The 22,060-nt window shown below is 41.4% G+C and carries 31 protein-coding genes; 30 read left to right on the top strand and 1 reads right to left on the bottom strand.

The window, feature by feature from the left end; translation table 11 throughout:
- Positions 1-2 precede the first annotated feature (2 nt).
- The 29 genes from H9647_RS06760 to H9647_RS06895 all read left to right on the top strand — a co-directional run bounded on the left by H9647_RS06760 (position 3) and on the right by H9647_RS06895 (position 21,339).
- Positions 3-302 (top strand): hypothetical protein, encoded by a 300-nt coding sequence (locus tag H9647_RS06760; RefSeq protein ID WP_191798994.1) that lies wholly within the window; start codon positions 3-5, stop codon positions 300-302.
- Positions 289-648, top strand: coding sequence for an HNH endonuclease (locus tag H9647_RS06765; RefSeq protein WP_191798995.1), 360 nt, complete (start codon positions 289-291; stop codon positions 646-648). Before H9647_RS06760 ends, H9647_RS06765 begins: the two co-directional genes overlap by 14 nt.
- 142 nt (positions 649-790) lie before the next feature.
- On the top strand, positions 791-1,111 hold the full coding sequence (locus H9647_RS06770) for a phage terminase small subunit P27 family (RefSeq protein WP_191798996.1): 321 nt from the start codon (positions 791-793) through the stop codon (positions 1,109-1,111).
- Positions 1,092-2,870, top strand: a complete 1,779-nt coding sequence (locus tag H9647_RS06775) for a terminase large subunit (RefSeq protein ID WP_191798997.1) — start codon at positions 1,092-1,094, stop codon at positions 2,868-2,870. The genes H9647_RS06770 and H9647_RS06775 overlap by 20 nt, the downstream gene beginning before the upstream one ends.
- Before the next feature lie 4 nt (positions 2,871-2,874).
- Positions 2,875-4,122 (top strand): phage portal protein, encoded by a 1,248-nt coding sequence (locus tag H9647_RS06780; protein ID WP_191798998.1) that lies wholly within the window; start codon positions 2,875-2,877, stop codon positions 4,120-4,122.
- Positions 4,085-4,720, top strand: coding sequence for an HK97 family phage prohead protease (locus H9647_RS06785; RefSeq protein ID WP_191798999.1), 636 nt, complete (start codon positions 4,085-4,087; stop codon positions 4,718-4,720). Before H9647_RS06780 ends, H9647_RS06785 begins: the two co-directional genes overlap by 38 nt.
- 19 nt (positions 4,721-4,739) lie before the next feature.
- The gene (locus H9647_RS06790; protein WP_191799000.1) at positions 4,740-5,900 is read left to right on the top strand and encodes a phage major capsid protein; all 1,161 of its coding nucleotides are present in this window, start codon (positions 4,740-4,742) and stop codon (positions 5,898-5,900) included.
- Positions 5,901-5,975: 75 nt separating this feature from the next.
- Positions 5,976-6,428 carry an Ig-like domain-containing protein gene (locus tag H9647_RS06795; protein ID WP_318245273.1) on the top strand — a complete coding sequence of 151 codons (453 nt, stop codon included), beginning with the start codon at positions 5,976-5,978 and terminating at the stop codon, positions 6,426-6,428.
- 3 nt (positions 6,429-6,431) lie between these two features.
- Positions 6,432-6,689, top strand: coding sequence for a head-tail connector protein (locus H9647_RS06800; RefSeq protein WP_191799001.1), 258 nt, complete (start codon positions 6,432-6,434; stop codon positions 6,687-6,689).
- A gap of 13 nt (positions 6,690-6,702) precedes the next feature.
- Positions 6,703-6,981: a hypothetical protein gene (locus H9647_RS06805; protein WP_191799002.1), complete on the top strand. Its 279-nt coding sequence runs from the start codon at positions 6,703-6,705 to the stop codon at positions 6,979-6,981.
- Positions 6,959-7,297 (top strand): phage head closure protein, encoded by a 339-nt coding sequence (locus H9647_RS06810; RefSeq protein ID WP_191799003.1) that lies wholly within the window; start codon positions 6,959-6,961, stop codon positions 7,295-7,297. Before H9647_RS06805 ends, H9647_RS06810 begins: the two co-directional genes overlap by 23 nt.
- The gene (locus H9647_RS06815) at positions 7,290-7,691 is read left to right on the top strand and encodes an HK97-gp10 family putative phage morphogenesis protein (protein WP_191799004.1); all 402 of its coding nucleotides are present in this window, start codon (positions 7,290-7,292) and stop codon (positions 7,689-7,691) included. Before H9647_RS06810 ends, H9647_RS06815 begins: the two co-directional genes overlap by 8 nt.
- The gene (gp17, locus tag H9647_RS06820; protein WP_191799005.1) at positions 7,688-8,068 is read left to right on the top strand and encodes a tail completion protein gp17; all 381 of its coding nucleotides are present in this window, start codon (positions 7,688-7,690) and stop codon (positions 8,066-8,068) included. Before H9647_RS06815 ends, gp17 begins: the two co-directional genes overlap by 4 nt.
- Before the next feature lie 4 nt (positions 8,069-8,072).
- On the top strand, positions 8,073-8,666 hold the full coding sequence (locus H9647_RS06825) for a major tail protein (RefSeq protein ID WP_191799006.1): 594 nt from the start codon (positions 8,073-8,075) through the stop codon (positions 8,664-8,666).
- 82 nt (positions 8,667-8,748) lie between these two features.
- Entirely contained in the window at positions 8,749-9,216 is a 468-nt protein-coding gene (locus H9647_RS06830; RefSeq protein WP_191799007.1) for a hypothetical protein, read from the top strand.
- Positions 9,217-9,288: 72 nt separating this feature from the next.
- Complete coding sequence (locus tag H9647_RS06835; RefSeq protein ID WP_191799008.1) at positions 9,289-9,603, top strand: hypothetical protein; 315 nt, start codon at positions 9,289-9,291, stop codon at positions 9,601-9,603.
- A gap of 243 nt (positions 9,604-9,846) precedes the next feature.
- Entirely contained in the window at positions 9,847-14,313 is a 4,467-nt protein-coding gene (locus H9647_RS06840) for a phage tail tape measure protein (protein WP_191799009.1), read from the top strand.
- 11 nt (positions 14,314-14,324) lie between these two features.
- A complete protein-coding gene (locus tag H9647_RS06845) occupies positions 14,325-15,182 on the top strand; it encodes a phage tail family protein (RefSeq protein ID WP_191799010.1) in 858 nt (285 codons plus the stop codon).
- A 3-nt stretch (positions 15,183-15,185) separates the two neighbouring features.
- Positions 15,186-16,271 carry a siphovirus ReqiPepy6 Gp37-like family protein gene (locus H9647_RS06850; protein ID WP_191799011.1) on the top strand — a complete coding sequence of 362 codons (1,086 nt, stop codon included), beginning with the start codon at positions 15,186-15,188 and terminating at the stop codon, positions 16,269-16,271.
- Between the two features lie 2 nt (positions 16,272-16,273).
- A complete protein-coding gene (locus H9647_RS06855; RefSeq protein ID WP_191799012.1) occupies positions 16,274-17,647 on the top strand; it encodes a hypothetical protein in 1,374 nt (457 codons plus the stop codon).
- 12 nt (positions 17,648-17,659) lie between these two features.
- Positions 17,660-18,058, top strand: a complete 399-nt coding sequence (locus H9647_RS06860) for a hypothetical protein (protein WP_191799013.1) — start codon at positions 17,660-17,662, stop codon at positions 18,056-18,058.
- A 1-nt stretch (position 18,059) separates the two neighbouring features.
- On the top strand, positions 18,060-18,191 hold the full coding sequence (locus tag H9647_RS25960) for a CD1375 family protein (RefSeq protein ID WP_263621312.1): 132 nt from the start codon (positions 18,060-18,062) through the stop codon (positions 18,189-18,191).
- 60 nt (positions 18,192-18,251) lie between these two features.
- Positions 18,252-18,545 carry a hypothetical protein gene (locus H9647_RS06865; RefSeq protein WP_191799014.1) on the top strand — a complete coding sequence of 98 codons (294 nt, stop codon included), beginning with the start codon at positions 18,252-18,254 and terminating at the stop codon, positions 18,543-18,545.
- Between the two features lie 4 nt (positions 18,546-18,549).
- Positions 18,550-18,729, top strand: a complete 180-nt coding sequence (locus tag H9647_RS06870; protein ID WP_191799015.1) for a hypothetical protein — start codon at positions 18,550-18,552, stop codon at positions 18,727-18,729.
- Positions 18,726-19,091 carry a hypothetical protein gene (locus H9647_RS06875; protein ID WP_191799016.1) on the top strand — a complete coding sequence of 122 codons (366 nt, stop codon included), beginning with the start codon at positions 18,726-18,728 and terminating at the stop codon, positions 19,089-19,091. The genes H9647_RS06870 and H9647_RS06875 overlap by 4 nt, the downstream gene beginning before the upstream one ends.
- 5 nt (positions 19,092-19,096) lie before the next feature.
- A complete protein-coding gene (locus H9647_RS06880) occupies positions 19,097-19,366 on the top strand; it encodes a phage holin family protein (protein WP_191799017.1) in 270 nt (89 codons plus the stop codon).
- The gene (locus tag H9647_RS06885; protein ID WP_191799018.1) at positions 19,363-20,094 is read left to right on the top strand and encodes an N-acetylmuramoyl-L-alanine amidase family protein; all 732 of its coding nucleotides are present in this window, start codon (positions 19,363-19,365) and stop codon (positions 20,092-20,094) included. The genes H9647_RS06880 and H9647_RS06885 overlap by 4 nt, the downstream gene beginning before the upstream one ends.
- 182 nt (positions 20,095-20,276) lie before the next feature.
- Positions 20,277-20,936 carry a winged helix-turn-helix domain-containing protein gene (locus tag H9647_RS06890; protein WP_191799019.1) on the top strand — a complete coding sequence of 220 codons (660 nt, stop codon included), beginning with the start codon at positions 20,277-20,279 and terminating at the stop codon, positions 20,934-20,936.
- Positions 20,908-21,339: a hypothetical protein gene (locus H9647_RS06895; protein WP_225229117.1), complete on the top strand. Its 432-nt coding sequence runs from the start codon at positions 20,908-20,910 to the stop codon at positions 21,337-21,339. The genes H9647_RS06890 and H9647_RS06895 overlap by 29 nt, the downstream gene beginning before the upstream one ends.
- 60 nt (positions 21,340-21,399) lie before the next feature.
- Here the strand turns inward: H9647_RS06895 and H9647_RS06900 are convergent, their stop codons facing one another.
- Positions 21,400-21,612, bottom strand: a complete 213-nt coding sequence (locus H9647_RS06900; protein ID WP_225229118.1) for a hypothetical protein — start codon at positions 21,610-21,612, stop codon at positions 21,400-21,402.
- Between the two features lie 165 nt (positions 21,613-21,777).
- Here H9647_RS06900 and H9647_RS06905 point away from each other — a divergent pair, with 165 nt between their 5' ends.
- On the top strand, positions 21,778-22,059 hold the full coding sequence (locus H9647_RS06905; RefSeq protein ID WP_191799020.1) for a hypothetical protein: 282 nt from the start codon (positions 21,778-21,780) through the stop codon (positions 22,057-22,059).
- Position 22,060: the final 1 nt, after the last annotated feature.

Consider the following 22,060-nt stretch of genomic DNA (forward strand, 5'->3'; position numbering starts at 1 on the left):
TAATGAAGGCAATTTGTAATAAAGGATGTCAATTAGAATTCAATATCAATGGATTCATAACAGTAGACATTAGCGATAAAGTAGAGAAGACATACTTCGAGTGTGAACATTGCAAGCATGAGTATATTGTCTTCTATACAGACCCAGAGATCAGGGATCTACAGGAGCAGATTCGCCAAGTACACAGGGGGATACTAGTACCTGATGGACAAGCTGCTGCTATAAAGAAGGAAGAAGAGATCAAGACACTGATCAAAGAGAAGATGGAAGTACTAAGGACTCAATACAATGAGCAACGATAACAAAATGTTAAGTAACAAAGCGTATGATAAATATAAAAGAAATCCAGAAGCAAGAGCATTCTATAGGAGTGCAGCATGGCAGAAGGTTAGGTTAATCATTCTACAGCGTGACAATTACTTATGTCAGGAATGCTTTAAGAAAGACAGACTAACCATTGCTAACATAGTCCATCACATTGAACCACTGTTAGACAACTGGGACAAAGGACTTGAAGAAGATAACCTTGAGTCCATCTGCGAATCATGCCACAACAAAGAACATCCCGAGAAAGGAAGTCGTAAAAAGGAAGTAAAACAATCGAAGGTAAGGATCCATAAGCCGAAGACGAACAGGGCAATCGTCTAGCGGTTTATTTGTGTTGGGGGAAGAAAAAATTTTGAGACATCCCCCCCTCCCTTCGAAGATAAAAAGCAAGTGGCTCTAGGACCGGCGTGTGCCCTTCGTTCACACCGCGGGGAAAATTTTCATGAAAGGGGGGTAACAGGGGATGGCGGTACCGACTGCAAAAAAAATCAAAGAATATTTAAGTGATTCTTATCAAGAATCTGACGATCAAATTATTCAACTTTATGTTGAAACTCATGCGTTTTACCGAAGGCTAAAAAAGGAGATTGATAAGAATCCTTTGATGCAGGAACACACAAATAAAATCGGGGCAACGAACCTGGTAAAAAACCCTCTTTCCATTGAATTGACTAAGACTGTCCAGACTTTGAACAACCTGCTAAAGTCACTTGGTCTAACGCCGGCACAGCGAAAAAAGATAGCTGGCGAAGATGATGAAGACGATGATTTCAACGACTATTAATGCCGTAGATTTTGAAGAATGGTACAGCGGTTGGAAGGGTGAACAGGTTGCAGCAGGTCATATTTTGTTTGCTCCTTCAGATCGGCTTTTAACCACAGAATACGCAAAAAAGGTCATAAATGGGCAAATAATTGCTAGCAAAAAGGTCGTTTTAGCTGCAAAAAGGCATCTAAAAGACCTCGAAAAACAGGGTACAAAACACTTCCCATGGGTCTTTATAGAGGATACTGGACATAAACCAATCCGGTTCATCGAAAAGTTTTGTAAGCCATCACAGGGTGATTTCGATCAATTAGTGTTCCAACCATGGCAACATTTTTGTATCGGGTCCTTGTTCGGGTGGGTCCATAAAGATACTGGAATAAGACGATTCCGTGAAGGGCTCATCTTTATCGGCCGGAAAAATGGTAAAACAACAATGATTTCTGGTGTATCTAACTATGCGGTATCGCAAGATGGGGAATCAGGAGCAAGGGTATACCTACTTTCTAATGCTAAGGATCAGGCTAAACTCTTATTCGATGAATCAAAGGCGATGGTGGAAGCTTCACCAACACTGAGGAAAAACTTTGTTGCTTTGAGGGATTCCATAAAATACAACAAGACAAAATCCAAGATAGAAGCTCGGGCCAGTGATAGTAAAAAACTTGATGGTCTAAACACTCACCTTGGGGTATTTGATGAGATCCATGAATTTAAGGATTATAAGCTCATCAACGTTATTAAAAAGTCTCGGGGAGCTCGGAAGCAGCCGCTAATACTGTACATAACAACAGCAGGCTATCAGTTAGATGGTCCACTGATTAACTATTATGAACAGGCAGCTGACGTTCTTGAGGGAGCGAATGAAGACGAAAGAACATTTTACTTCATGGCTGAGTTGGATTCGGATGAAGAATTTGACCGTCCAGATCTATGGATTAAGGCGAATCCGAGCATGGGTGTTTCTTTACATCTTCCTACACTTCGAGAAGACTGGGAAAAGGACAAGCGTACACCAGCTGAGAGATCAGACTTTATCACAAAACAGTTCAATATCTTTGTTGATAATGCAGATGAGTCATTCTTGGATTTTGCTACTCTTAAAAAGAACGATAAAGAGCGGGATCCGGAAGACTTTAGGCATATTCCTTGTATCGGGGGATTCGACTTATCTGATTCTGAAGACTTTACAAGTGCTTGTTTGGAATTCCCGATTATTGAGACTGGAGAGGTTTTCGTACTATCTCATACCTGGGTACCGATTAAGAAAGTTACTTTAGACAACGAGAAGCTTCCTTTTAGGGAATATGAAGAGATGGGGCTTTTGACCATCGTTCATGAGGAATACATTCGTAAAGAGCTTGTATACGAATGGTTTGTAGAGCAATCAAAGAAGTATATTATTGAATTGATAACGTATGACCCAGCTAAGGCGTTCGGCTTGGTGGAGTCCTTAAATAACTACGGATTTAAGACAGAGGTTGTTCGACAAGGGCATCTCACTTTAGGTCCAGCGGTTGATGATGTGAAGGAACGCTTTATTGATGGAAATGTCATCTTTAACAACAATCGATTATTCCGCTGGTATGTTAACAACGTGAAGATGGTTGAAGATAGAAATCGAAATAAGTTGCCATCAAAGATAGGTCGCTACCGTAAAATAGACGGTTTTGCGGCCTTTTTGAATGCTCATACAGAAGTAATGAAGAAGCTGCTTGTTGCACAGCCTTCAGGCAACGTCGAGTTCATATCGATCAGCAACCTGCTAGGGAGGTGAGAATTTGGGATTTTGGAGAAGAGTCTCTAGCTTAATAGGTAAAGATGAAAAGCGATCATACAGTGGTGTGGGCTACGATTTCAAACGATGGTTTTCACCGAGAAACATATTTGCAACTAAGACAAGTCAAACATTAGCTACAAATGAAACGATATTTTCAGCTATATCGAGGCTTTCTAACTCAATGGGTGGTCTTCCGCTGAAGTTATATAAAGATTTCACTCCAGTGTACACTCCTATATCTGATCTTATTGCTAATGCGCCTAATCCAAACATGACTAGCTTTGACTTTATTCGAACACTAGAGGTTCATCGAGACAGTAATGGTAATGGATATGCAATGAAACAGTATGATGCAAAAGCTCAGTTAAAGGCCCTTATAATCTTAGATCCTACAAGAGTTAATCCAGTAATTGAGGAAGATACACAAGAACTCTGGTACGAGATAGACGGTGATAAGGGACGATATTATGTTCACAACATGGATATCATCCACGTTAAACATATTCATACAACTGGTTACAAAGGGATCAGCCCTATCGATGTATTGAGAAATACAGTGGACTTTGATGGGAAGGTTAGGGAATTCAGTTTAGATCAAATGGATACCCGGATCGCCGCTTCATTCCTTTTAAAAATGGCTGGCCATCTTGACGAAAAAAGAAAGATAGCAATACTGGAAAACTTTCGTAATTTCTATAAGGATAACGGCGGTGTACTCATCCAGGAACAAGGGATGGAAATAGAGCCGATTAAACGTGAATTTATGGATACGAAGGTATTCGAAGTTGAAAAGATAACAAGATCAAGAGTAGCAACCGTATATAATCTTCCTGTACAGATGTTGGGGGAGATAAGCGGCACCAGCTATTCGAGCATGGAACAACAAGCGATGGATTACGTACAAAACACGTTAATCCCTATTGTGCGACAGTATGAGCAAGAATTTAATAGAAAATTACTTACCGAAACAGAGCGTTTACGTGGACTGAGTTTTAAGTTCAACGTGAACGCTCTTTTGCGTGGAGATATCAAAACTCGTGCAGAGTTCTATTTCAAAATGATCCGATCAGGCATTTTCAAACCAAACGAGGTCAGGGCTTGGGAAGAGTTGCCTCCTGAAGAAGGTGGAAACGTGCTTCTCATAAGTGGGGATCTCTATCCGATCGATATGCCGCTTAATCAGAGAACGGGAAAGGGGGTGAGTAAAACAGATGAGTCTAAAACCGCAGACGGTGCTGGATCAGAATAATAACGAAGTAAGAACAATAGTGGTGAGGGATCTAGAAGAAAGATCGAAGGGTGATGGAGCTAATAAAATCACCGGGTTTGCTGCTGTTTATGAAGAATTCACTGAAATAAGAGACATGTGGGGCGATAAGTTCCATGAAAGAATCGCCAAGAATGCGTTTCGCGATACTCTTTCAGATGGCCATGATATTTTCGCTCTTAAAAACCATAACTGGAATCAGGTCATTGGAAGAACTGGAGCCAACCTTACCTTAGAGGATAGGGACACCGGGCTTTATTTTGATCTTGTTCCTAATCAAACCTCTCTTGGAAAAGACATGCTGGAAGATGTTCGAAGCGGTCTTATAAAAGGCTGTAGCTTTGGATTCCGAATTGTTGACCAAGATTGGGAAGAACGAGATGGAGAATGGTTCAGAACGATCAATAAAGCTGAACTAAGTGAAATCACCCTTACCCCTATTCCGGCTTATAGTCAAACCAGCGCCGAGGTCCGTAGCCTTGCTCCTAACGGAACCAATAAACCAAATGTTGATACCGAGCAAGAAGAACGTAATGCAATTCTTGCTGAAGCAAATAGAATTCAAAAAAAATTAAAATAAAAAGAAGAGGTGCATCTTAATGCCGACTATCTACCAAATGAAACAAAATCTCGCTGAATTGGGCGCTGAACTTCGCTCTGTAAGTGAAGAGATTCGTTCTAAATCAGGAGATCCTTCCTTTAAAATCGAAGAGCTGCGTAATTTGAAAGTGCAACAAAAAGAAACAGAAGAAAGATTTGATCTGCTTAAAGAAGAAATAGACACAATGGAAAAAGAAGCGCGGTCAAAACTTGAAATGCAGGACAAGCAGCGGAATCCACTTAGTGGGAAAACAGGGGATGAACAACGTATGGTTGCTGCCAAGGCAGATATGATTCGCTCTATTGTTCTTGGTAAGCAAATGTCTGAGGAAGCAAGAAACCTGCTTGCAGCCATTCCAGCAAATCATGCTTCTGGTGGATCTAAATTCATGCCAACAAATATGAGTAACGAACTCATCTCAGAGCCTCTCACAACGAACCCATTACGGGGGCTTATCAAAATGACGAACATTACTGGTCTTGAAGTACCAAAGATCTCTTACACTTTGGATGATGATGATTTCATCACTGACGAGCAAACAGCCAAAGAAATTAAACTTACGGGTGACAAAGTTACTTTTGGAAGAAATAAGTTCAAAGTTAAGGCTCGTATCTCAGATACTGTGCTGCATGGATCGGACCTTGCCCTTACTGCTTACGTTGAGAATGCATTACGTTCCGGACTTGCTGCCAAGGAAAAGAAAGTTGCTCTGACTGCTTCTCCAAAAACTGGTGAAGAACACATGAGCTTCTATAGCACGGCTAATGCCATTACTGAGGTAACTGGAGCAGATACGTATAAAGCAATTAAAGCAGCAATCGCAACACTTCATGAGGATTACCGTGAAAATGCCAAGATCATGATGACCTACTCCGCATACTCCGACATCATTGAGACATTGGCTAATGGAAATGCAGCCTTGTATACAGCGCCTCCAGAAACAGTACTTGGCAAACCTGTTATCTTTAGTGACTCGGCTGTCAAACCGATCGTGGGCGACTTTAATTACGCTCAGTTCAACTATGATATTGATATGGTTTACGATTCTGACAAGGACGTAGACAAGGGTGAGTACCTGTTTGTCTTGACTGCTTGGTTTGATATGCAAATCTTACTCAAATCCGCATTCCGTATTGCAAAAGTAGTTGCTACACCCTAATCAGCCCCAAAACTTAAGATCATCCAGTCTAACTGATAAGTCTGTCAGATTAGACTGGGATACTTAAAGGGGGCGGTGATCATCGCGACAACATACAATTTGTATCGAGATGGCCAAAAAGTTAGAGAAGGTTTAACAACTACGAACGTTACGGAATCCGGCCTTATACCGAACAAGTCATATTCCTATCAAGTATCAGCTTTGAATGAAGCAGGGGAAAGTATATTATCTGCTGCGTTAGTTGTAAAAACACCATATTCTGCGCCAACCGGTGTAACGTTAAGTTCTTCTACATTAGCACTCACTACTGGCGGTAATCGCACATTAACAGCTACGATTGCTCCGTCAACTGCACAGCAACAAGTAAACTGGAAAACAGGCGATGCTGCTACTGCAACGGTTGATACTAATGGGAAAGTGATAGCTGTCAAAGCTGGCACGGTGACCATAACAGCTGAAAGTAAAACAGACACATCTAAGAAAGCAACTTGTACTGTCACGATAACGGATCCTGCCGGGGGTGGATAATCCATGGAGGATTTAGAACTTTTAAAAAAATATCTGCGAATTGATGGGAGTGAGGATGATGTTATCCTCACTCTTCTTATGAATGCAGCAGAAGAATATTTGGCAGATGCAGGCGTGCCGGTAACGGAAAAAGCCAGTGCCAAATATAAACTTGCGGTTATGCTCCATACAGCGATGAACTACGAAAACCGGAATCCAGCTGTAAAGATGCAAGAATTCAACAAAGCATTTGAAAGTATCATTTGGCAACTTAAATCATAGGGGAGGAATGAACATGAAGACATATACAGTACTGAAGGATTTCTTGGACCGTTACGATAACGATCGTCATTGTAAACCAGGTGAAGATCACACTCCACACGATCAAGAACGTGCTGATCTACTTTTGAGTCAAGGTTTCATTGGTCCAGTCCTCGAACCTCCAGAGCAAGAAAAAGAAGCAACCGGCAAAGAGGATGAGAAGAAAGAACGCAAGCCTCGAGGACGCAAGGGTAAAAATGAAAACAAAACTGATGATGTGAGTGATTCCGATGAACCCGGCGAAGCTGAATAAACGGATTACCCTTCAAAAGAAGGTTACTGGTGAAGATAATAGCGGTTATCCTACTCCTGGTGCTGGTGAATGGGAAGAAGTAATTAGTATTTATGCATCCAGAAAGCCGATTAGGGGTAGAGAATTCTTTGCGGCAGCGGCTGCCCAAGCTGAGAACACGGTTCGATTTGAAATTCGTTATAGATCGGGAATTACACCTGATATGAGACTTGTCTGTGAAGGGCGCATATATAACATCACTGCTGTACTGGACGATGTGTATGGAGACCGAACAGAAACCCATTTGATGACGACAGAGGTGTTACAGAATGGGTAGAAAAAAAACTGGCGTAGATCTCGATGGTAGTGAAGCAATGATGGCTCGAATCCGTTTGAAGATGGAAGCAGCTAGGAGCCGATTGGAGAATTCTTCGTTAAGAGCTGGGGGAGAAATATTCGCACAAGCTCAACGAGAAACCGTTATTAGAAGTGATGCGAGGCATTTGCATATTCAAGACAACATCAAAGTAAGTGGGGTCCGTAGTGCAGATGGCATGAAGTTTGTTCTTATCGGTCCTGGTAAAAAGACTGGATGGAGGACTCACTTTCTCGAATTTGGCACAAAGAAAATGAATCCAAGACCATTTATCTATCCATCATTTCATGAGAATAAGGATCGTGTAGCTCAGTTTATGGCCTCTGAAATGAAGAAGGGGTTGAGTGAAGGTTGATTGATTTAAAACAAGAAATACTTACCGCTTTGCGATCTGATCCTGGACTAGCTTCTGTTCTAGGAAAGGACACATCAGGAAAGGTAAAGGTTTATCCCGAAACTTCTCCCGAAGCCGTAGCAGATCCGTACATTACCTTTTTTGAGTTAACCAATTTTGATAAGAGCTTCGCGGACAACATTGCCTTGAAAAGTGAGATCCACTTTCAGGTTGATGTTTGGTCTAAATCAAATACGAGTCCAATTGCACTCCATGCCAACAGGGTTATGGAGTCTTTGGGTTTTTATCGTTCAGGCGCAGCGGATCAATTTGAAAATGCAACAAGGACTTATCACAAGGTCCTGAGATATAAAACAACACAACTATTAGGAGGTTAGAGGGATGCCAGAAAACAAAAAGATTGCGGTGCCCGTAGGTTTAAAAGACCTGTACTACGCTGTATTAACAAAAGATGACGAAACAGGTGTAACGTATGGAACACCGAAAAAGATTGCTCCTGCAATCACCGCTAATGTTACACCAACAGTAAACACAGCTACTCTTTATGCAGATAATGGTCCGATCGTAACAGCGAACGCACTGGGTGAAATTGCAGTTGAACTAAACGTTGCTGATATACCGTTTGACGTGCAGGTTGAATTGCTTGGCCTGTCCGTAAATGCAGATGGAGTCGTTATTGATAATGCAGAAGATCAGGCACCGGAAGTAGCTATTGGTTTCCGCAGAACAACAAGTGCTAATACGTCTCGTTTAACATGGCTTCTGAAAGGTAAATTCAGTTTGCCGGCAGAAGAAGGTGCTACTCAAGGGGATACACCTGAATTCCAAACACCAACGATTACAGCAACGTTCTTGAAGCGGATTTATGACGGCAACTGGAGATATCGTCTTGATACTGGTTCTGCAACTGCCAGTGAAGAAGTAGCTGCTGCATGGTTCTCTGCGGTTTATGATCCAACAATCCCAAAGCCCTAACGGCCTTTTTGTCTCCTTGGCAACCGGTCATCACTAACTAGAGCAGAGGGGCCGCATTAAATTAAATGGAGGTGTATCCAAGATGCCAGCAATAACACCAGGTAATAAACCGTTGAAAACGGCAAGCGGTGGATTAGTAGCACCGCAAATGTACGATATTGATAAGGATGAATTCTCCGTTGTAGGTGGACGAAACAACGCTATGTTGGTCGAACCGCAGCCTGGTCCAGTGGAGACGGTAACGCTATTAAATGGTGTCAGTGTAGCAGGGGGAGTTGAATATACCGCTACAACCTCCAAGTACATCACACTAGAATTTGAATCCGATGGGACAGCAACTGCTACTTTCACCAGCTATTTAGTCGGACCGTCCGGTAAAAAGAAAGTGTTTGAAGGTTTCCGTAAGACTGGCGGTATGCAAGCTGTGTCTGTCGCTAATGTTGGCGATGTAGTTTCCTACTCAATACCGGCCGGTTACAAGTTGCGTATCGAAAACACCGCTCCTACACCATCAACGGCAAAACTTATCGTAAAAGGTTTTGCTGAGTAATACAGTCAACACCTTAACTCGCAACAAGGGTTAGGGTGTTTTTTATTTCAATAAAATGAGGGGGATTCATTGATGAGTAATAACATTCGCGTTGTTAAATTGCCGGTTAATTTAGATAAACCAAGAAATTTAATTTACGACTTAAACGCAATGATCGAACTGGAAGAGAAGTATGGTACTCAGCGAAAAGCTATAGAAGCAATTACTTCTAAAAAGCTTAAAGCAATTCGGACATGGCTTTGGGCTGGATTAGTTCATGAAGACGAATTTTTAACTGAAAAGCAAGTCGGTAGCATGCTTTCAGGTGCCGATCCTGAAGTGCTGTTAGATATGGTCAATAAGATCATGGAAGCTTTGAGTGTAAATCTGCCTGACCCAAAAAACTAGATACCCAGTCCTCCGCAGCAACCAATGAAGATAGTGGGTGGGACTGGGATTGGTTTTATTATATCGGAACCGTTCTCCTAGGCATGGATGAAACGGTTTTTTGGCGTTGCACTCCAAGAAGGTTTTTCGCCTTATATGAAGTTCATTCGAAATTCAACGGTTGGACTAAGGAAGATAGCAAGCAGGTTACACCACAATCTACAGCATTTATAGATCAGTACATATGACGGGAGGTGAGGGGGAATGGCCGAAGAATCAATGGAGGTTGCTAACCTAGTCACGAGGTTAAGCCTCGAGGACTCAGGTGTTAATAAATCAATAGCCGCGTTAGACCGGCAAATGAAATTGGTTCAAACCACATTTGAAGCGGCTTCCACAAAACTTGAGGGATTCGGTGATGCTGAGGGACAATTAAAAGTCAAAACAGATGCTCTTAACGCTCAGATGAAGATACAGCAACAGCGTATTGATCAGCTTAAACAGAAGCATGAAGAACTGGCCAAAGCAAAAGGTCTTGATGCCAGGGAAACTCAGAATCTTGAGGTCAAGCTAAACAAAGCCATTACAGCGTACAACAAAATGGGTAACGAGCTCAGCTCCATGGAAAAGAAAGTAGAGTCGCAGACTACGGTTTGGAACAAGCTTTCATCTAATCTGGACAGCATTCAAAAGAAGTTTGAGACCATTGGACAAAACATGTCGCAAGCTGGACAAGCAATGTCTCTTATGATTACTGCTCCGCTTGTTGGGGTTGGAGCAGCATCAACAAAGGCTTCCATAGACTTCGAAACCGCTTTCGCCGGAGTGAAAAAGACTGTGGATGCTACCGAAGAAGAGCTTGCTGACTTTGAACAAGGTATTCTTGACATGTCTAGAGAAATACCGACAGCAGCAACCGCTATTGCTGCGATTGCAGAGAGCGCTGGACAGCTAGGTATTAAGAATGAAGCACTGATGGACTTTACCCGAATTATGGCTGATGTAGGCGTTGCGACGAATATGAGCAGCGATCAAGCAGCCACAGCCTTGGCTCGATTAGCCAATATTACCCAAATGCCACAAGATAACTTTGATCGACTCGCTTCTACAATTGTAGCCCTTGGTAATACATTGGCTGCTACGGAAAGCGAAATAACGGATATGGCTTTACGACTTGCCGGTGCCGGGAATCAAATCGGCATGACAGAAGATCAAATCGTATCTTTTGCTGGAGCGTTATCATCAGTTGGTATTCAGGCAGAGATGGGTGGATCTGCTTTTTCTCGAGTCATGGTTGATATGGCACAGGCTGTTCAAACAGGCGGGGCCCAATTAAATAACTTCTCAATGGTTGCTGGGATGACTGCTGATCAATTTAAGGAGCAGTTTAAGAACGATGCAGCTGGTGCGCTTGTAACATTTATAGAAGGGCTAGGTCGCATGTCCAAAGCAGGGGAGAACACCTTTGCTGTACTGGATGCTATGAAACTTTCAGAGGTACAAGTACGTGATGCTTTACTGCGTGCATCTGGTGCTGGTGATTTGTTCAGGACAAGTCTTGAACAAGGGTCCAAGGCATGGGAAGAAAACACAGCATTAACGAACGAGGCAAATGCCAAATATGAAATATCTGCTTCTCAGTTACAGATATTAAAGAATAACCTGACTTATACGGCAATTACGTTGGGTGGTTCTTTGGTTCCTGCATTATTGGCAGCTCTGGAAGCAGCTCAACCTTTATTCGATGCGTTACAAAAGGGAGCTGAGAGTTTCGCCGCATTAGATTCTTCAACTCAGACAACAATTATTGGAATCACTGCCTTTGCAGCAATATTAGGACCGGCATTAATTCTAGTTGGTCAGATGATGACAGGGATAGCTTCTTTAATTCCCCTTGTCCAAGGGTTAGGAGTCGCGCTCCGATTCATAGCAACTAACCCTATTGCGTTAGCGTTAACTGCGGCGGCGGCAGGGTTTGCGTTGGTCACAAATGCTATTAGAGAGTCAAAGCAAGCCGCTGAGGAGTTAAAGCAAGCGCAAGAAGAATTACAAGCTGTACAGCGTAACGGAATTGATCGAAGTGAAATTGCTGCAACAGAAGAAAAAATTCAAAAAATCAATGAATTGATTGAGTCATATGAAAAGTTAATTGAGGTGGCTTCCTCTTCCGACAGTGCCAAAATGGGGAACAACATAGGCGCTTTAGATGGAGCTGCAGAAGATCTAAATATCAGCCTTAAAGATCTTCAAAAAACTGCTGATGAATTCGGTATTACATTGGAATTCATTGATGAAAACGGGAAAATAGCAACACGATCCATGAAAGAATTGAAAAATGCTTATAACATTTTATCTGGAGCAATCCATGATGCCCAAAGATTAACTACGACAGAGATAAATGATCAAGCGAGAAAAATCGCGGTTAGAAAGCAAGAAGTTAACAGCATTTCAGGATTAATAAAGACATACCAAAGTGCTGCAAAAGGCTCTGATCAATGGACCCTGGCCCAAAATGAATTAATAAATCAGTTTCCCCAATTTGTTACTGCAACCGGTATAAATGTAAAGGCAATTGAAGGTCTTATTTTGGTCAAAGAAAGAGAAATCGAACTTGAATGGGCTAATATACAAATGAAGGCTCAAGAGGCCCTGCAGGAAAAAAATACCGCGGTCGTGAAACAACAAGCTGCCATAGCAGTAGCAGAATCCATAAATAAAATTACTGGAGCAAGCGGGTTAGCTGAATCAGCTTTGGCAGGAATGAATGCTCAACTAGAAAGACTAAGAGGGGAAGCGGCGGCGCTTCAGTCTCTCGTGGATATGAAGCCTACAGACTTTAAACTGTCAGCTGTTCCAAAAATCAGCACAGGTAGTGCTTCGCAAATTGATTTTGGTAAGGGAGCGGGCGTGCCTAAAGTGCCGGCTGCTACCAAGAAGAAAAGTACAGGTAAGAAATCATCGTCAAGTGGGGCGACGAAGGCATATGAAAACAAAGGTCTTGATGAGGCTTATAAACAACTCGAACATAAAAAACATCTTGATCAACTCACTCTCGCAAGTGAATTAAGCACACTCGAAGCCATAAAGTCAAAACACGTTAAAACAGCAGATGAACGGATGGAGATAGAAGAACGCATATATGATGTCAAAAAAGCTTTGGGTGATAAGTCGCTTGATTCTGCTTTGAAGGATTACGAAAGAGCCAAGGATATGGGCAAGCTCTCCGAAAATGATGAGATTAACCGATTGAAACGTATCCGCAGTAAATATGCTGATTCAGCCGAGGAACGTGAACGTATTGATGACATGATCTATGAGGCGACAAAGCGAAAAGTTGAGGCTGAGAAAGAACTTCGTAAATCAACAACTGAGTATGTATCCCAACAACTTCAGGCTGCCTATGAAGATCGTTTGGCTCGTGAAGAGCTCACTGCAGAACAACGGTATAAGCTTGAGGATAAGCTGATTAATGACCAAATGTACCTGAACAATAATTATCTGCAAAAGGTTCTTAAGGATAACAGGTACTCAGCAGCGGAAAAGAAAGAAATCGAACGTGAAATTACAGAAGAAATAAGAAAACAGAAGAACGAAAGATTATTGTTACAACGAGAGTATAACGAGGAGGTCAAGAAACTCCTTGAAGAAGAGAAGAAAGCGCGAATTGACAGTGTGAACAATCTTTCCAAAGGGGTACAGGATGCTCTTAAAGCACAGTACCAAGAGGAAAAACGAATCAATGAAGACCGCATCAAAGAATCAATCAGCGCAAATGACACTTGGAAGAACAATCAACTGGAGTCGATTAAAACTGTTTATGATGCTCGGGTAGCAGCTGCACAAAAGGCTGCCGATCAAGAGATAGAACGAATCAACAGTGTATACAATGCTCAGATTGAAGCTATACAGGCTCAACTGGAAGCAATGGATCAGGCGGAAAAGCAGAAGAGCCGTGAAGAACTCGATGCAGATGATGCGAAAAAGATTTCCAAACTTACAGCTATGATTGAGTATGAACATGATGATCAGAATAAAGCGCAGTTAGAAAAAGAACTGAACAAAGTGATTGCTGATCAGAATGAACGGCACCGGCAGGAACAACTGCAGGATACAAAAGATTCTTTGAAAGCTGAGCAACAGTCGCTGAAAGATAAGATGGCAGAAGAAGCGCAGCTGATCAAAGATAATTTGGCATGGAAAAAAGAAGTCATGCAAGCGAATTATGAATCCGAAGTAGCCAGTATCAATGCAGTTTATGAGCAACAAAAAAATGTTTTAAACCAGCAGTTACTTGATACGCAGGCACATTACGATAAACTCCTGGAATCGAAGAATATTCAAGCCGAAGCCGAGAAGATGATTGTCCAAAATCAGCAGAAGGAGATCATTAAGCTTCTTGAAAAATTCGGTGACTCCTATGCTATCACTGGTCAAACCCTTGGTGAGAAAATGTACGATGCCTTTGCAGAAAAAGTATCTAAAATCAGTACACTCATTGCCCAGGTGAATAGCCAAATTGACGCTGCAAGAAATGCGGCTCTTGCGGTCGTAGCATCAGCTTCAACTGTTAACAGTAAGCCTTCTTCCGGAACAACCCAAACCAGTGGGAAGGTCACAGAGGTTGCTGGAACAGTCGTAAGGGTAACAAATAACTTCAATTCCCCTGTCACATCGCCAAGCGATGTATCAAGAGCAAGTCAAAGAGTTGCACAAGCTCTATCACCAGTATAGGAGGTGGCGTTTTGCAGAGGGTCACATATGTTAATTCGCGCGGTGAGAGCCTGGTATTCGGCAACTCGCCGCCTTTTATTTTAAATAAGATCGAAGGGGTTGATGGTCCTCCTGGAGATATGCTTTCAACTAAATCGCCATATCAAGATGGATCCTCATTTGATTCCATTAGGTTATCCGAACGACCCATAATAATAACAGGCTACATCATCCCCAAAACCATGCAAGAGATGTACCAGCAGCGGCGTAATATTCTGCGGATCTTAAACCCTAAACTGGGATTAGGGAGACTGGTTTACAGTAATGATGCTCAGAGTTATGCAATCGGTGCAGTAATCGAGGGCAGCCCAACATTCCAAGAACGTTTCACGCATAATCAGTCTTTCGTATTGAATTTTATTTGTCCGGATCCATACTTTACAGACGAAAACAAAACCTCAAAGGTATTGCGTTTTGAATCGGGAGGAATGACATTTCCTCTGCGCTTGCCTACAACGTTTGCATACAGCGCATACAGAGGTACCTTCACAAACAGTGGGGATGTGGAAACGCCTGTAGAGATTCATTATAGAGGTCCAGCGCTGAATCCAATCATCACGAATGAGACTACCGGCGAGTTTATCAAAGTGAACTATGATTTGTCAGAAAATGATGTACTGGTTATTAATACTGCTTTTGGTCAAAAACGTGTTGAAGTCATGAATTCAGATGGATCTAGAACGAATGTGTTCCATTGGATTGACTTAGATAGCACGTTTTTTCAGTTGAATATTGGTCAGAACATCTTGAGATACAATAGCGATCGTGAGGGCGATAGGTCGGTAGCAACGGTAACGGTCTATTGGTATAACCGCTATATAGGAGGGTGATGAATGAAAAAGCCTTCGATTCGGATTTTTGATGTTGCCTTTAATCTTCTTGCGGAAATAGATAATTATGAGAGCTTACAGTTTACCCAGCGTTTCTACCGAGCTGGGGAATTTGAGATGCACATTTCTCTTGATAAAGCGCATGTAGATAAGTTACAGAAAGACAATTTCATTCTCATAAATAACCAAGCTCATAAAAACGGCATTATCCAATCTCGACAGATCGAACAAGACGCTAAAGGAATAGACGTCCTTGTAATAAAAGGCCCCACTCTAGGCGGTGTTCTGGATAGGAGAGTAACTGTTACGGACTCTTATGATCGGGTCCGGGGCCCAGCAGAGACAGTGCTGAAACACTATATAAATAACCATATGATTAATCCGGTTGACGCTAATCGTAAGATTCCTTTTGTAAAGAATGCACCTAATATGGGGCGTGGCCGGGAAACACCATGGCAAACCAGGTATGAACCGTTAAATAAGATAACACAAGAAATTGCAGAGTTTTGTGACATTGGATGGCGGTTTGATCTATCCACAAAAGAAAAGAAGGCCATTTTTGATGTTATCCAGGGACGGAATTTAAGCGTTGATCAAGATGGGCCAAGGGTTATCTTCTCCAGGGAGTATGACAACATCGAGTCACAGTCTTATGTAGATTCAGACAATAACTATAAGAATGTTGGTTATGCTGGGGGCAAAGGTGAAGATGAGGACCGCCTGGTACTTTCTGTAGGTACCGGAACTGGGTTTAATCGCAGAGAAGTATTTATAGATTGCTCGAGTGCTGCAGATGCAGCTGAACTCGTTGAATTAGGAAATCAAAAGCTTTCTGACCATAAAATAATTCGAACATTTAATGGAATGATGCTTAATACCGGCAGTTTTATTTTTGAAAGGGATTGGGACCTTGGAGACATTGTAACGACCCAAGACCCAAAATGGAGTTTAACTATGAACAGCCGGATTACAGAAGTTAAAGAGATATACGAGCCTGCCTCCAGGATTGAAATTGCTTTGGGTGATGAAATTCCTACGATTACCCAGTTTGTAAAAAATCTTAGAATAGATGTAAAAAGGAGTGGGTAGATTTGCCAGAAAAATCAGGTTTTTTCGATCATACCGAGGATGATCCGCGTGAATACCCAGCCCGTGAATGGGCTGAATACTTTGGTACATTGATCACAAATGGTGTACTTAATGGCGGGTTAAATCTAAACGTGAGCGCTACGGGAACAGATGCAAACGTAAGTATCTCAACAGGTATAGCTTGGATTAAAGGTTATAGGTACAGTATTTATGATTCACCTTTGGTTTTACCAATTCAACCGGCAACAACACAGGATAGGATTGACCGTATTATATTAAGACTAGACACTTCCATTACTGTAAAACGCATTAGAGCATTGGTTGTACAAGGAACACCATCAGCAAATCCAGTGGCACCGAATATTGTTAGATCAGGTGATGTATTCGATTTGAGTATAGCGCAAGTAAGAGTTAAGGCTAATTCCACAATTATACTACCTGCAAACATTACAGATGAACGATTGAATCAGAGTGTATGCGGACTGATGAACTCATTAATTAAAGTTGACACAGCTACTTTTCAACAACAATGGGATGCGTTTATAGCTTCTGTACAGAATCAAGGTTTTGCTACACCGAGTTATGTAAATGCGAAAGCGTTAGAAGCTGAGACGAATGCAAAGAATGCAAGCTTACCTAAAACAGGCGGAACGATTTCAGGTGCGTTAAGAGTCAATGGAGAATTTACTTTTGCGGATGGAGGTACTTACACGAGTTTAAAGCAATCTGTAGGTGATGGTAAGGCTATGTTAAAAGGGACGATCATCACTGAAAAGGGCGGTACAGTCTCTCAAGCCGGAAGTACACCCACATTCGTGGAATTGGATAACGGTATAAGAAGTATTCAGCAAGGAAGATATGCCAGTCAAATCATAACAAGGAATGTAGGTAGCGAAGAAACCTGGCCCATAGCAGCAAGTCAAAGCGGAGTTGTCGGGCCTACTATAGCGACATTTGTGGGAGGAACAAAACTGATCACAGCATCAGCTCAGAGTTACTCATCGTTCTCTAGTTCGATTTATTGGTCGGCAAGGACAAACACTAACAACTCTTTGTGGATACAATTATGCTTGTTAGATGATGCGGGCAGAGTTTGGAACCTCATGAAAGAGAGTTATGGCAACGAAGTGATTAACGAAATCACTATGTATATACTTTCTCTTTCAATAGATTTGGAAGAAGGTTTATCAAGATTGATTCTAGCCCACGGGCTTAATGAGAATGTCGATGGACTATCTCGATATAACTCCCCTATGCCCGCAGGGTTTAATAGAAACGGAACCACAAGCCTGCGTTACGTGATAACAAGTCCGTTGAACAACATAAACATGACTATGATGACTCGGCACTTAAATATTCCGTTCAAATCAATGTAAAGGAGAAATGTAATGAAACGATATATCACGTATGAGCCTTACACTGAGGGTGTTGGCAATGTAACAGGAATCTTCGTCGGAGCCATCCCAGAATCAATCACCGGGGGCATTGAATCGGAGTCACTCGATCCAGTTTATGTACAGCTTCCTGGCATGACGGCCGCACTCCGTATCAATATAGAAACAGGTGAGTTGTATTACGACTATATAAAATTGGAATCAACCGAAACTCGATTAGTCTCAACCCAAACAGAACTAACACAAGTACAGCAAGCGTTAGCAGATGCTTATGAACAACTAATGATTGCACAAATCGAAAGCACAACTACTCAGCAGGCATTATCTGATCTATACGAACAAATGCTGCAACTCCAGGAAGAACTTGCAGCATTAAAGGGAGGGGGTGAATAACATGCTATCTATGGTCCCTATATATGTATCCTTAATCAAGAAAAATGTACGATCGCTTGAAAGCATCCCACATGTGGTTGTAGACGAGACAGGCACTACACTTCGTGATTTGGTTGAAGAAAAATTGATTTAGGGCACACTTCAGGAGAGTGTGTCTTTTATTTGTAAGTAGAGAGAAAGGGGAGGGTCCATTTTGTTTCAGCTAACTGGGGGAGTAACATCGCAAGAAGTCGCTGAATGGGCGCAACTTGTTGATAAGTATGGAGTCTCCATCATACTTGCCATTGTGTTTACAACAGTTATCATCACCATATTGTATTGGCTTATGACAGGACGAATTGTGCCGAGAATATATCTAGACCGCTCCGAGGAAGACAGAGATCGAATGCAATTAATTATGGAAGAAGAGCGTAGAGCCTTCCTAGAAACTCAAACCGACATGATACGAAGGCTCAAAAAAGATGAAGGCGCGAGCAGGGGAGGTTAAAACCGTGTGGAATCGATTATTCAAACGTCAGCGCGAGATCGAGGAGCGCCTAGAAAAAAGGACACGCAGTGAAAAAATAACGGTAACGCGCTATATAAATGCATCAGAAGAGTTTCAAAAAGAGATAAAGAGGAATCATTTCTTTCCTTATTTGGTCGTTGAAAGGGGGAACAATGACCGATGAGAATTATTGATTATGTACTTATCACAGAGTATCTTGTATCCATTGTGTGTTCGTTGTATATCATCATAGCGCATGCATCTTATTTCAAAGAGCGATTTGCTAAAGGAGCTGTCAGCCTATTTATGTTGGCGATGCTCTTTTTTTTATGTGCTTACACGATAAAAATGGTTACTGCAGTATGGATCCGTGTTGGAAGTGCTGCTGGAGATACTACGGCAATAACAATCGAAACGTACACCTGGACTATTGCTCAAGCCGGTACAACACTGGGTTTATTTATACTGGCGATTTTAACATTTACCAAGCGATATGATCTTTTTATTAAATTGAGAAAATTTGATAAACAAGTAGAGGAGAGTTGATGGAATTGGAATGGAACGCTATTTATGAACTTATTGATCCAAGGCTTATTGTAGTTGTGGCATTGTGTTGGGTAGTGGGCTTTATCCTAAAACAAACACCGAAAGTACCTAACTGGACTATTGTATATGGAGTGACTTTATTCGCAGTGATCCTAACTGTATGGATGCTTGGTTGGGGTCCTGATGCTCTTATTCAAGGCGTATTAGCTGGTGCCTTTGCTGTTTATGGAAATCAACTGTTTCAACAGACTAAACAGGGAGTTGATCAGAAATGATTAAACTTGAGATAGACCCGGGGCATGGAGGAAAAGACGGAGGGGCAGCTGGGAACGGGTTAAAGGAAAAAGATATTGCGCTCATTATCTCTAAAGGGATTAAAAAGAAGCTTGAGGATGAATATGAGGGCGTCAAAGTAACATTAACTCGTAACACAGACATATTCTTAGAACTGAAAGAGCGGACAAATAAAGCTAATGCAGCAGGTGTGGACGCTCTTATTTCTGTTCATTGCAATGCCGGTGGGGGTTCTGGTGGGTTTGAAAGCTTCCGGCATACAAATGCTAGTGCAAAGTCAAAAGAGCTTCAGGAGGCATTGCACACTGCTATAATGGCTGAACTAAATCCGTTTAATGTGATTGATCGCAAACAAAAGACAGGTAATTTGCATATGGTCCGTGAAAGTAAGATGCCGGCCGTATTGACCGAGAATCTTTTTATTGATGTTGCAGCTGATGCTAATCGGCTCAAAAACGATAAGGTGATCGAAGCACTTATTAATGGACATGTGATCGGAGTGGCTAAATACTTTGGTCTTAAGAAGAAGAAGGTAGCAAAAGTGGCAAATGAAAGAGATATCAATGTAGTAAGCCCATGGGCAAAAACAGTGTGGGAAGAGATGACCAAGGAGGGTTATTTTGATGGGAAACGTCCAGGTGCTCCAATCACTCGCGAAGAGATGGCCGTTGTAGTTTCGAGGTTACTAAACAATAACCAACAAAAGTAAAATGCACCCCCACTATTTTAGACTGGTGGGGGTCTTTTTTTATTTTATAAGGAAAAAGGAGGAAAATAACGATGTTTAGTCGAAAACTTATATTAAAGCAAAAATTATTAGTACTTAAAGAATAAGACTTCATCAGAAACTTTTTAGATTTGTGCTAGTGTGTTGAGGAGGTACATAGAATAATGGAAAATCTAAAGAATCTTCTTGTATACTTTATGAAAAACTCACCGAGAATACTTGGTAGAACAGATTTGATGAAGTACGTATATTCATTTGAGTATTATTATTTTCAAATGAAGAAGGAACAATTTACTGAAACTCAATTCATCCGATATCATTATGGACCGAATGATCAAGCGGTAATTGATGCTACTTTATCATTGGAAGCGGAAGGTGTCTTACTTATATCGGAGACACTTAATTACTTTGGAAAAACAACATATCAGCATAAACTGACTGATTTTTCCAATTTGAAGTATTGTCATGATCTACCCGAAGAAGCTGAAATGGTTGCTTGTTTTATAATTGATCGTTTGGGTAAAGAACCTTATCAAGGTGTGATTGATTTTGCATACGATACACCACCCATGAGAATTATTCTTCAAGAAGAGGCTAGAATAGGGGAAAAAATTAATGGAAGGGTGTTGAACATGGACCAAAATGAACCGGTCTTCAAGTCCACTCGCCAACAAAAAAAAGAAGCTCGTGATAGATTAAGATCAAGAACACTTCCGTCAACGTCCGATGAAGAATATTACAAACATATGATAGAGCAGTTTAATAATTACGAGGACGTAAGAAGGAGGGCATACCTTGGCGATAACCCAACGTTATGCAGGTAAGAGAGCTCTCTTTGATGATAGAAAATTTAATTTTGGTGATGTATGGATTTTATCGGATGAGCTTATTACCATCCCACAAGCAGACGGCACAAATACAAGAAAATTACATTCAGAAAGATGGGTAGTTATAACTTCAAACAACGTAGAAAATTACCATCCTTTGTGCCCTATTGTAACAGTCTCTCCCTTGTCTCATGTGGTCGAACTAGCTAAAGAATTTGATCTAGAGTTGCTTCCTAATACAGACAATGTAAAAGATAAAAGTTTATTGCAGATAAAATTAATGCAGCCTATTCTAAAGAAAGATCTAGCAACATGTAAGGGACCGATATCTGAAATTAAGAAAGTTGAACTTCAAGTTCTGTTGGAAGATTTCCTGGGGCTTGCTGAGGCAGATGTGTAAAAAGAACAAGTTAGAAGAAGTTGTAAAAAAGGGCAGCCCTATTATAGCTGCCTTTTTTATTTACCCTGCATATCTAAACTCGCAAACTCCACGCATGTAATGCTCATCCTTCACTTTAACAGTAGTCTCTGTGATCCCCTCGATCACACCACTTCCAACGAGTTCCTGATCAATGAATATCACAATCGGCGTCTTGTCCATTTTTGCTGTGTATAGATGAATATCTGAGGACAGCAACTCCATGTGGCGCTTTGAATATTTTATATGTTTCATGTAATACCCTTCCTTCTTTCGCGTTTATGTGGTCTAATTCGACAAAATGCTATCATTCTCCTTCTAAAAATTACCAAATACTTAAATCCTATTATTGTTATTGATATAAGAACGCATGTTTGGTTATACTATACAAACAAATGTTCTTATAGGAGTGTGATAAATGTGTTACCTGACTATGAGCGGAAAGTGCATAGAATCTTGTATAACTACATAAGCCAACGTGGACGGACACCAACTATACGTGAACTAGAGATTAAAACAGGACAGAGTTCTAGTCGTATAAAAGAAGCACTGCTTCTTCTTGAATCAGAGGAATTTATAGCCTGGGAAGATAAATCGACTCTCCAAGATATTGTCTTACTTAAAGAATGGGAAGATGAAAGTAATAGGCCAAGAGTCTATACATCTCCTCACGGAACTATTGATTACTGGACGGAGTACTAAT

It is taken from the genome of Paenibacillus gallinarum (genome assembly GCF_014836635.1).
In the GTDB taxonomy this organism is placed as follows: Bacteria; Bacillota; Bacilli; order Paenibacillales; family Paenibacillaceae; genus Paenibacillus; species Paenibacillus gallinarum.